The organism is Armatimonadota bacterium, from assembly GCA_031081675.1.
Taxonomy (GTDB): Bacteria; Sysuimicrobiota; Sysuimicrobiia; order Sysuimicrobiales; family Kaftiobacteriaceae; genus Calidihabitans; species Calidihabitans tengchongensis.
In genome coordinates this window covers 19,181-29,702 of sequence record JAVHLZ010000028.1, presented here as the reverse complement: position 1 = coordinate 29,702, position 10,522 = coordinate 19,181, and the positions used below count along the sequence as shown (strand labels likewise).

Sequence of the window (10,522 nt, the reverse complement as noted above, 5' to 3'; positions counted from 1 at the left end):
AAGGCTGTGGCCACTGAGATGAGGATGAGGTCGGCGTACACCAGCCAGACGTTGATACTCATGAGAGGCGGAATCAGCGCCACCAGCACGCCGCGGACCAGATCGGACGCCACAAGGATCTTCCGCCGGTCCCACCGGTCCACCAGGACCCCGGCCCATGGACCCACCAGCAGGCTGCCGACGAACATGGAGGCCACTGCGAGGGAAACCGAGCCCGCCGAGCCTGTGACCGAGTACACCCAGAGGGACACGGCCACCCAGTGGAACCGGTTGCCGACCTCGGAGACAAGCTGGCCCCACCACAACAGCGCGTAATTGCGGTTGCGCATGAGGCCGATAAACCCGATCGGCCGCTCGCGGTCCGCCCTGGCGACGGCTCCTTCCACAGCCCCTCCCCGGCCCGACCGTCCTACCTCTTGTAAAGTTCCCGGGAACCTGTGCTCTTACACGCCCTCGACGGCTCAGACCTCCTCAGCCGGGGCACAGTTGGCGAAATCAGAAGAGGACTTCCGTCTTGCCGGCGCGGTGGCGCACGATCACCACGTCGCCGCTGCGCTGCAGGCTGTACAACGCCGGGGAAACATCGCCCACCGGGACCGAGGACAGAGCCAGCTCACCGGCGGCGCCTCGGGGGAAGGACCGTCCGCAGCCGGTGCAGAAGTGCCCTCGCTCAGGACGGAGCTGCCCCCGGAGGTGGCTCCAGCGGACGGTGATGTCGCAGAGGACGTAGCGACTCCGACAATACGGACACCGCATATGCCGACCCCTTTCCGTCCGGGCATTCGCCACTGCGCCATCGTTCTCCTGGCCGTCTTCGCCGCCGCCTCTCCCGCAGCTCCCTCGGCCGCGCCCCGCGTTGCCCCGGGAGTGGACGTGCTGCTCGCTTCTTATGGCAACCTGCTGGCGGGCAAGCGCGTCGGCCTCATCACCCACCGCGCCGCCGTCGGCGCCGACGGGTGGCCCACCGCCATGTTGCTGGCCCTGGATCCCCGCATCCGTGTGGTGTCGCTGTTTGCGCCCGAGCACGGCCTGACCGGCACGGTCCCGGCCGGGGTACCGGTGCCGGGAGGCACCCTGGGCGGCGTCCCGGTTTACAGCCTGTACGGAACGTCGCGCCGTCCCACCCCCGAGATGCTGGCCGATCTGGACGCCCTGGTATTTGACTTGCAGGACGTGGGTGCCCGTGCCTACACCTACATCTCCTCCCTGGCCCTCGCCATGCAGGCCGCGGCTGACCGCGGCCTCCTGTTTGTGGTTCTGGACCGCCCCAATCCCCTGGGCGGGGAGCAGATGGACGGTCCCCTCCTGGACCCGCGCTTTGCGTCGTTCATCGGCGTGTATCCCATTCCCGCGGTGCACGGGATGACGGTGGGGGAGCTGGCGCGGCTATTCAACGACGAGTTCCGCATCGGGGCGCGCCTGCTGGTGGTCCCGATGGCCGGCTGGCGGCCGGGGATGCGCTGGGAGGACACGGGGCTGGCGTGGGTCCGGCCCTCGCCGATGATCACGTCCCCCGCGGCGGCGCGCCTGCACGCCGCCACCGGCATGCTGGAAGGGACCAGCCTGCTGGTGGGCGCGGGAGCCGCCGTGCCGTTTGAGACCGTCACGGCGCCGGGGGTGAATCCCGAGCGGCTGGCCGGCCGGCTGAACGCCTCGGGTCTGCCCGGCGTGCGGTTTGTGCCCCACCGCGCCGGCTCAGGCCGCCGCCGCAGCGCCGGCGTGCGGCTGGTGGTCACCGACCCCCGCCGGTTCCTGCCGGCTACCACCGCCGTCTACATCCTGGCCGCCATCCGGGACACGCATCCCGCCGCGCTGCGGTTTGACCGACCAACCTCGGGGCGGTATCGGTTCGACCTGGTGTGGGGCACCGACGTCGTACGCACGGGATTGTTACGGGGCCGCAGCGCCGCGTCGCTCGCCGCAGCCTGGCAGGAGGATCTCCGCCGCTTCGCGCACGTCCGCGGCCGCTACCTGCTGTATCCCCGGGCGGCGGCCGCCGCCCTGTCTCCGCCGCCGCAGGCCGAGGTCGCCGCCGGGATGTCGGCCGCACGCCGGCAGGACCACCGCTGCACGCATCGGGTGGCAGTCTGCGCCGCGCAGGCCGGAGCGGCCGTCGGCCCCTAGCGGCAGACGGGGTCCGATCCCGCTTCAGCTGCGCGTGAAAAATGGATAGCCGGCACCCGTCCGCACGACGGGCCGGGCTGGCTTCATCTGTCCCGAAAATAGTTTTGCGGGAGCAGGCCTGTAAGCCGGGTTCTGTACCCGAGCGTCCGCCCTACGGCGGGCTCGAGGCGGCGACCATCTCTCTGGGACGCCCGTTGCCGGGCGCCTCAAGCAGCCTACCCGGGGATCGGCGGGCCACCTCATCTCCCCCTACGTGGCCTTGCACCGGGCGGGGTTTGCCCAGGTCTCCGGTCACCCGGAGCCTCGTGCGCTCTTACCGCACGATTTCACCCTTACCGGCCCGCGGCTTCCGCGTATGGCGGAAAGTACCGGACCGGCGGTATGTTTCTGTGGCACTTTCCTTGGGGTCGCCCCCACTGGGTATTACCCAGCGCCCTGCCCTGTGGTGCCCGGACTTTCCTCTGGAAGCTTCCGCCGCCTTCCGGCCCCTCCCTAGGAGAGGGCCTCCGGACAGGCCAGCGGACCTTCCAGCGGTCGCCCGGCCTGCTCCCGAAACCCATGGTACTGCAGGGAAGAGGGAAGAAGGAAGAGGGCAGACGGATGAGGGAGGAAGGTTCAGTTCTTCCGGTCGGGGTCGTGATCCTCATCCAGTCGGATGCGGATACGCTCCTCCCGGGGGATCGGCCTGCCCTGGGCGAGCAGTTCCCGAAGGCGGCGGGCGGCCTCCCGGCGGGCCGCCTCCAGCGCCTCTGACCGGGTGCGTCCTGAGCCTTCCACCTCAAGCGCGGGGACCCGGGCGGTGTACCGGTGGCCCTCGCCGCGGACCAGGACGGCGTACTCCACTTCCGCCTCCGGCTTCGCCGCGTCCAGAGCCTGGTTGGCCAGGGCGTCGGCCGCCGCGTTCTGTCCCCGCGGCACCTTGGTGACCGTATAGCGCGTGAAGGACCGCAGCAGGCGCACCGCCTCCAGGTACAGAGGCCCCAGGTCGGGGCTCTTCACCCGGTAGGTTCCCCGCAGCTGGCTGACCAGCAGCTCGCTGTCCGACCGCACGTCCACCGACTCCGCGCCCAGCGCCCGCGCTTCCTCCAAGGCGCGGAGCAGGGCGCGGTACTCGGCCACGTTGTTGGTGGCCTGGCCGATGAACTCGCCGATCTCCCGGACCACCCGCCCCCGGGCGTCTGCCACGACCACGCCGATGGCTGCCGGGCCGGGATTCCCCCGGGACGCCCCATCCACCATCAGGACCAGGTGCTTAGCCGGCGGGGACATACAGGATGCGTCCGCACTCCTCACACGTCAGGAGGACATCGTCCCCCTGCTGAAGCCGCGCCAGGAGGGCCTCGGGCAGCGCCACGTGGCAGGCCCCGCACGCCGCGCCGGACACCGCCGCCACCGCCACGCCATCCTTGCGCTCCCGCAGCCTCTCGTACCGGCGCAGCAGGGCGGGGTCGATCTGCGCCGCCGCCTCCTCCCGCTGCCGCCGCACCTCCAGCAGCTCCGCCTCCAGCGCCTGGAGCTCCCGCCGGGAGGCCGCCAGGCGCGCCTCCAGCTCTGCCTCGGCCGCACGGCGGGCGGCTTCCAGGGCCGCCAGCCTGCGCGCTCCCTCCTCGATCTCCTCCATGAGGGTAAGGATCTCGTCCTCCAGGCGGCGGCGCTGGCGGGTGAGGGCTTCCAGCTCGTCCTGGAGGGCGGCCAGTTCTTTGGGGTTGTGAATCCGCCCCCCGTACAGGTCCTGGCTGACCCGGGCGGCCTTGTCGCCGGCAGCCTGCAGCTGGAGCTCGAGGTCCCGCAGGCGCACCCGCCGCCCGTGCAGGTCCGCCCGGGCGGCGTCCTCTTCGGCCCGAACCTTCTCCACGCGAGCGCGCAGCGCCGACCCGTCATCCACCGACGCTCGGGCGGCTTCCAGACGCGCGACAGCCGCGTCGAGCTGCTGCAGCGCGTACAGGCGGGCCACCGACGTCATGGCCTTCGTGTTCGGGTCCGCTCCCGCCGATTCCTGGGTCGGCCCATCTTCCACCGAGTTTCCAAGGAACTATCGTTGACAGACCGCCACGCCCGTGCTACGGTCCACCGTGCAACCGCCTGTCACCAACAGCATATCCTGAAGGGACGCCCCGGGGCTCGCGCGAGCCGGACGGGCGCCTGAGCCGTACCTGATCCGCCCGGGCCGCCGGCCCGGGCGGTGCGCCATATTCCGGACCAATCCTACGGAGGGGGGAGGGTGGGATGAGACAGACCACGCATCGGGTGACCGGCCTGGCGCTGGTGCTGGCGACCGTCGCCCTCATCATCGCCACCGTCGCCGCGCCCGCTGCCCATGCCATCGGCATCGGCTGCTCCAACAGGTGCCTGGAGTCGTTCGGCGTCTTTGACACGACCCTTGCCGTCTACGAGTAGCCCCCCTGCGTACACCCCCCAGAGCGCGTCCCGTGCCGGAGGGACCAGCCGTGGATCAGACCCGTGAGGTGCGTGTGTACGTCGGCCTGGTGGGGGCGGCGGCCGCCGCCCTGCTATCCGGCCTGTTCGCCGGCCTTCCGCCACTTCTGCCCGACGCCGGCCCACTGATCGTCTTTAGCCTGGGCACCGTGTTGGTCCCGGTGGCCGGCTACTGTCCGGTATGCCTCGGGCCCAATGTGGCGGTGAACATGGCCGGCGCGGTCATGTTCGCCATGATCCTGCTGCTGCCGCCGGCCTATGCCACCCTGGGTGCGGCCCTGGGCATCGCCAGCCTGTCGGTCGTGCAGCGCTGGCCGGCGGGAGACGTCGCCTTCAACGCCGGGCAGACCGCCCTCACCGTCGGCGGAACGGCGTGGTTGCTGCAGCGCGCGGGGGTCACGCCCCTGACCGGAGAGCTGGATCTCCTCCAGACCGCCTGGGTGCTGGCCGGCATCGGCTCCTTCTTCACCATCAACAGCCTGGTGGTCACCCGGTGGGCGTCCCTGCTGCACCGGTCGAGCTTTGTGCACCACTGGCGCCAGACGTTCGGGCGGGCGGCGGTGCCCTACGTGAGCACCTTGCTGCTGGGTGCCGTAATCGCCCTCACCTACGTTCACGCCCCGGTGCTGACCGCAGTCCTGGTCCTGCCCCTGGTGGCGGTGTATAGGGCTCTGCAGACCGCCAGCGCCCTGCGCCGGCAGGCCCGGGCGACCATGGAGATGCTGGCCGACACCATAGACCGCCGGGATACCTACACCTTCGCCCACTCCCAGCGGGTGGCGGCCCTGGCCCGCCGGATCGCCCGACGCCTGGGACTCCCGGCGGACGAGCAGGAGGCCATCGCCGAGGCGGCCCGGGTGCACGACCTGGGCAAGGTCGGCATCTCCGACGCCCTGCTCCTGAAGGCGGACCGGCTGAGCAGCGAGGAACTGGAGACCGTCCGCAAGCACACGGTGATCGGCGCCGAGATCGTGGGGAAGTTGCCCGAATACCGCAAGGGCAAAGAGTACATCCTGTTCCACCACGAACGCTACGACGGCACCGGCGTCTTCCGCCTGTACGGCCAGCACATCCCCCTGGGTGCCCGCATCATTGCCGCCGCCGACGCCTTCGACGCCATGACGTCGGACCGCCCCTACCGCCGGGCCCTCTCCGTGGAGGAGGCCCTGGCGGAGATCGCCCGCCAGAAAGGGCGGCAGTTCGACCCGGTGGTGGCCGAAGCCCTCATCGACATCGTCCGCCAGGAGTCCGACGCGGTCTTCGCCGAGGTCCCGGCCACACCAGCAGCGACCACCCAGCCCTCCCCCGCTCCCTCCTGAGCGCGGCCGCGTTGCCTCCGCCATCCCGGCCTGCTAGGCTGAGATACGGAGACAGCTTTCCCCCGCCGGGGTTCGGCGGGGGCGGAACTGCGGCGCCGCGCCCACGGGGATGACGCGGGTTACTCCGTGTAAACCCGTCGGCGCGGCGTCGCCTGCGAAGTCCGCCCCCGCCGGGGCCCCTCGTTCCGAATCAGGATCGGCGCGTTCCGGAAGCGGGCTTGTGCGCCTTGGAAGAGACCGCGGGCTTTCCGGCCGGCTTGGCGGCCGGCTTGACGATCCCCGCGCCGGGCCGGGCGGGGGCGGGCGTGGCCGGCCGCTGGGGCCGGGTCGTCTGCACGAGAGTCGGGCGCGCGGCGGGGCGCAGAGGCGGACGGGGGGCTTCCGCCTTGGGGGGTTCAGGCAGCTTGATCTTCTTGGCCTTGGGCTCCCACCACTTCTGATACTGCTTGCCCAGGCGCTCGAAGTAGTCGAACAGATCCGGCCACGCCAGCTCCCGGCGCATCCCCTGAATGATCGGCTCCATCTTCGCCCAGGGGATCGGATATAGCTCGAAGATCGTCTCCGCGTCGATGGCGCCGCCTTCCACCAGCACTCCCAGGTAGTCGCAGAACACCGCCACCCGCAGGACGTTGTTGAATCGGATGCTGCCGGGAGGGCACTCCAGGATGAACTGTTCGTAGTCCTTGAAGTCGAACTGGAAGATGACGTACTGCATCGCGTCCAGGTTCTGTGGCGCGTCGGCGATCTGCATGATCCTCAGCAGCACGTCGACTTCCTGGGGCTTGAGCTTCTTCACACGTTCACCTCGCTCGGAGTTGCTCGGGCCGGCTCGGGGTATTCGGTAGAGGGATCTCGGCCAGGTACGAAATCCTATTCGTTATTGCAAAATCGGTTCCCTCCGGCCCATTCGTCGCTCTATTCCGCTTACGATAGACCCTAGTTTATGGTAATCGGCGTCTATAGCGCTGCGGGTCAATTCATCAAGGGTGGCACCAAGTCAGGCAAGGCCATGAAGCGAAGGCGAGATCGTGGTGGGCGAGGTAGGAGTCGAACCCACGACCTCCCCGGTGTAAGCGGGGTGCTCTCCCGTTGAGCTACTCGCCCACAGGGATTATACAGGGGGGACGACCACGAGCCGCGGGCGAGTCGGTGTTCCCTGCCCCGGGCCCACCGCGCGGGTCAACGCGCCCGGAGGCGGGAGAACCTCACGCCACCGGTTCGGCCACGGGTTCGCCGCGCACCTCGATCCGCTCCACGGAGGCGCCGAGCGCGGCCAGCTTGTCCTCGATCAGCTCGTAGCCCCGGTCGATGTTGTCCACACCGGAGATTTCGGTGGTCCCCCGGGCCGCCAGGGCCGCGATGATCACCGCCGCACCCCCGCGGATGTCCGCGGCCTCCACCGGCGCCCCCGTCAGGCAGGGAACCCCGGTGATCACCGCGGTGTCCCCCTCCACCCGGATGTCGGCCCCCATGCGGCGCAGCTCGGCCACATAGCCGAAGCGGGATTCGAAGATGGTCTCCCGGATCCGCGACTGGCCTTCGGCCAGGGTCAACAGGGCCGCAAAGGGGGGGTGCAGGTCGGTGGCAAAGCCGGGATAGGGCGCCGTGTCCACCTGGACGCCCCGGTGGGTCGGTCCGGCCTGGACGCGCACGCCGTCGGTCCCGCGCTCCACGACGGCCCCCGCCTCTTCCAGCTTGGCCAGCAGCGCGCTGATGTGCTCGGGGATCATGTGCTCGACCAGCACGTCGCCGCCGGTGGCCGCGGCCGCCAGCAGGTACGTCCCGGCCTCCAGGCGATCGGGGATGACGGCGTAGGAGGCGCCGTGCAGGGCTCGCACCCCCTCGATGGTGATGGTGTGGGTTCCGGCGCCCTTGATCCGCGCCCCCATCAGGTTGAGGAAGACGGCAGTATCCACCACCTCGGGCTCGCGCGCCGCGTTCTCCAGGACCGTGGTTCCCTCGGCCGTGCAGGCGGCCAGCATCAGGTTGATGGTGGTCCCCACGCTGCTGCGGGGGACAAAGAACGCCGTCCCCGCCAACCGCCGGGCGGAGGCTTTCATGTACCCGTGCTCGATGTCCACGGTGGCGCCCAGGGCCGCGAAGCCGCGCAGGTGGAAGTCCACCGGCCGGGAGCCGATGACGCACCCTCCCGGCAGGGGCACCTGGGCGCGCCCCACGCGCCCGAGCAGCAGACCCGCCGTGTAGAACGACGCCCGCATCTGCCGGCACAGGTCGTAGGGCGCGACGTGGCCGTCCAGCCGGCGGGCGTCCACCGTCATCCGCCCGCCCCGCAACTCTACCCGCACGCCCAGGGCTTCCAGGATCGCCCGGAGGGTCTGGACGTCCCGGCAGTGGGGGACGTTCTCCAGCACCGACACGTCCGCGGCCAGACACGCGGCTGTGATCACGGCCAGGGAGCTGTTCTTGCCTCCCGAGATCTTCACCCGCCCCCGCAGCGGGCGGCCCCCCCGAACCACAAGTCGCTCCATGGTCCCCTCCGGTGCCACGTGGGTGATCGCGCCTGGCCGACGGGCGATCACCCGGATCGGGAGGGCTGCAGCCGGTGCTCCACGTAGCACCGCACCAGCTCCTCCAGTAGCTGTAGCCGGTCCACCTGGCGGATGACGGTTCGGGCGTCCCGATGGCTGGTGATGTATGTCGGATCGCCCGACAGCAGGTACCCGACAATCTGGTCCACGGGGTCGTACCCCTTTTCGGTCAGGGCCCGGTAGACGTGGGCCAGGATCTGGCGAATGTCCTGGGCCGACGGGGCCCCCATCTTGAACACGCCGGTGCGTTCGCGCTCGTCCATGGCGTTCCCCCGACGGCGGGGCCTGACACACTGCGCGCTCCACGCCGGCGTAGATACTTCCCCGCCTCCAGGGGAGTTCCTGTGACAGGGTCTACCCCCGTCCGTCCCTGCGCAGACGTTCGCGGCCCGCCGCGCCGTCTACGGCCGGGGCGCCTGGGGGCATGACCGTTCTTGACGGGACGAGGCACTCCGTGCTCGCCTCGGCGGTGCCCTACGCCTGTTGCTCGACGTGAGGGGCCGCTACATCGCGCCGGCGTCGCCGTCATTTTCGCATCTGACCACGCGCCCCGGCGGCCGAGCCTCACCGCGTCCGGCGGGCACGCCGGGCCGGAGGACCGGAACTGCCTCCTCCCGCGCCGGACGCATACGCCAACGCGCGCGAGGTGTCGCCATCCGACCGGAGGAGCCGGAGCGGACGGGTGGGTCTGCGGGCGCGGCCCCGGCGGCAGGGATGACCCTGCTGCACCGGTTTACCCTGGTCAGCCTGACCAGCGCGGTCATCCTCAGCGTCATGTTCGGGGAGCTGGCCGCGCGGATCGCCACCGAGTTTGCCCTGCGCCGCCAGGCCCACGCCTTCGCCGTCTACGTCTCGGAGTTTGCGGCTCCCCGCCTGGTACCCGCCGACTTCTTCCAGCCTCCGCCGGCCGTCCGCGCCCAGTTTGAGTTCACGCTGCGCAGCCTCGTCGGCCGGGCCCACATCCAGCACGTGTCGGTGTGGAACCGCCGCGGCGAGATTCTCTACAGTGATGATCCCCGCCTGGTCGGGACGGTTCAGACCCTTGCGCCGCCGATGGCCGACGCTCTCGGCGGGCAGCTCCGCTGGCAGCTGCTCCCCGCCGACGGCGGCCCGCGCACGGTCGGGCGGATGGAAGTGTTCGTGCCGGTCGTGGTCTCAGGCGACAGCCGTCCGGTGGGCGTGTACCACGTGGTGGCCGACATCCCCGACCTGGAACCGACGCTGGTGCGGCTGAGCCGGACCGTGCGGGCCAGCGTGGTGGGGGGCATCCTCCTGCTGTACCTGGCCACCTTCACGGTGGTCCGGCAGGCGTCCCGCGATCTGGACCGCCAGCAGCGGGCCCTGCGGGCCGCCTTCATCGGCATCGTGCGGTCCCTGGCCAACGCGGTGGATGCCCGGGACATGCCCACCGCCCACCATTCGTCCCGGGTGGCCGAGTACGCCGAGGCCATCGCCCGGGAGATGGGGCTGGACGAGGAGACGGTGGGCGTGGTGCAGGTGGCCGGCCTGCTGCACGACGTGGGGAAGATCGGCATCCGCGACGAGCTGCTGTCCAAGAACGGCGGCCTGACCCCCCAGGAGTGGGAGGTGATGCGCCGCCACCCGGTGCTGGGCTACGAGATCCTGGAGCCCGTCCCGATCTCCGAAGAGATCAAGCTGGCGGTCCGGCACAGCCACGAACGGTGGGACGGGACGGGATACCCGGACGGCCTGGCGGGCCTGCGCATCCCCATCGCGGCCCGGATCATCGCCGTCGCCGATGCCTACGAGGCCCTGGTCACGGACCGGCCGTACCGGCGGGCCCAGAGCCCCCTGCGGGCCGTGGAGGAGATCCGGCGGGAGGCGGGGCGGGGGTTCGATCCCGCTGTTGTGGGGGCGTTCCTGCGGGTCCTGGGACGGCGCGGTGTGCGCGCGCCGGTGCCTCTGCTCCTGCCGAACGGCGGGAGGCAAGGGGTGAACCTGCTCCCTCCGGCAGACGACGGCCAGCGCCCCGGCGAGCCCGCCCGACGGGGCGGGCGCCACCGGCTGCCTGGCGGCAGAAGCCTCCCGACCCGCCGCTCGGGCGAGGGACCCTGAGACGGCGAGGGCGAAACA

At 70.8% G+C, this 10,522-nt stretch carries 10 protein-coding genes, 1 tRNA gene and 1 other RNA gene; 4 read left to right on the top strand and 8 right to left on the bottom strand.

All coding sequences use genetic code 11. The annotated features are described in order from the left end of the window. A partial coding sequence (locus RB150_10030) for a hypothetical protein (protein ID MDQ7820870.1) occupies window positions 1–386 on the bottom strand: 386 nt, incomplete at its 3' end. A 370-nt stretch (window positions 387–756) separates the two neighbouring features. On the opposite strand from RB150_10030, the gene RB150_10025 reads away from it, so the two are divergent. Then, window positions 757–2,124, top strand: coding sequence for a DUF1343 domain-containing protein (locus RB150_10025; protein MDQ7820869.1), 1,368 nt, complete (start codon window positions 757–759; stop codon window positions 2,122–2,124). A gap of 105 nt (window positions 2,125–2,229) precedes the next feature. On the opposite strand, the gene rnpB is transcribed toward RB150_10025, so the two are convergent. The 3 genes from rnpB to RB150_10010 all read right to left on the bottom strand — a co-directional run bounded on the left by rnpB (window position 2,230) and on the right by RB150_10010 (window position 4,087). Further along, an RNA gene (rnpB, locus tag RB150_10020) (RNase P RNA component class A) lies at window positions 2,230–2,674 on the bottom strand. Window positions 2,675–2,739: 65 nt separating this feature from the next. Next, entirely contained in the window at window positions 2,740–3,393 is a 654-nt protein-coding gene (locus tag RB150_10015) for a ribonuclease HI family protein (GenBank protein ID MDQ7820868.1), read from the bottom strand. Further along, entirely contained in the window at window positions 3,377–4,087 is a 711-nt protein-coding gene (locus tag RB150_10010) for a C4-type zinc ribbon domain-containing protein (GenBank protein ID MDQ7820867.1), read from the bottom strand. The genes RB150_10015 and RB150_10010 overlap by 17 nt, the downstream gene beginning before the upstream one ends. Window positions 4,088–4,350: 263 nt before the next feature. Here RB150_10010 and RB150_10005 point away from each other — a divergent pair, with 263 nt between their 5' ends. Together RB150_10005 and RB150_10000 are read left to right on the top strand one after the other, a co-directional pair. Next, complete coding sequence (locus tag RB150_10005) at window positions 4,351–4,521, top strand: hypothetical protein (protein ID MDQ7820866.1); 171 nt, start codon at window positions 4,351–4,353, stop codon at window positions 4,519–4,521. 50 nt (window positions 4,522–4,571) lie between these two features. Continuing rightward, complete coding sequence (locus RB150_10000; GenBank protein MDQ7820865.1) at window positions 4,572–5,879, top strand: HD domain-containing protein; 1,308 nt, start codon at window positions 4,572–4,574, stop codon at window positions 5,877–5,879. Between the two features lie 190 nt (window positions 5,880–6,069). On the opposite strand, the gene RB150_09995 is transcribed toward RB150_10000, so the two are convergent. The 4 genes from RB150_09995 to RB150_09980 all read right to left on the bottom strand — a co-directional run bounded on the left by RB150_09995 (window position 6,070) and on the right by RB150_09980 (window position 8,691). Next, the gene (locus RB150_09995; GenBank protein MDQ7820864.1) at window positions 6,070–6,675 is read right to left on the bottom strand and encodes a hypothetical protein; all 606 of its coding nucleotides are present in this window, start codon (window positions 6,673–6,675) and stop codon (window positions 6,070–6,072) included. A 233-nt stretch (window positions 6,676–6,908) separates the two neighbouring features. Next, window positions 6,909–6,983 (bottom strand) — tRNA-Val (locus RB150_09990). Window positions 6,984–7,084: 101 nt separating this feature from the next. Then, complete coding sequence (gene murA, locus RB150_09985) at window positions 7,085–8,368, bottom strand: UDP-N-acetylglucosamine 1-carboxyvinyltransferase (protein ID MDQ7820863.1); 1,284 nt, start codon at window positions 8,366–8,368, stop codon at window positions 7,085–7,087. A gap of 47 nt (window positions 8,369–8,415) precedes the next feature. Then, on the bottom strand, window positions 8,416–8,691 hold the full coding sequence (locus RB150_09980) for an IreB family regulatory phosphoprotein (GenBank protein MDQ7820862.1): 276 nt from the start codon (window positions 8,689–8,691) through the stop codon (window positions 8,416–8,418). Between the two features lie 451 nt (window positions 8,692–9,142). On the opposite strand from RB150_09980, the gene RB150_09975 reads away from it, so the two are divergent. Then, on the top strand, window positions 9,143–10,504 hold the full coding sequence (locus tag RB150_09975; protein ID MDQ7820861.1) for an HD-GYP domain-containing protein: 1,362 nt from the start codon (window positions 9,143–9,145) through the stop codon (window positions 10,502–10,504). Window positions 10,505–10,522: the final 18 nt, after the last annotated feature.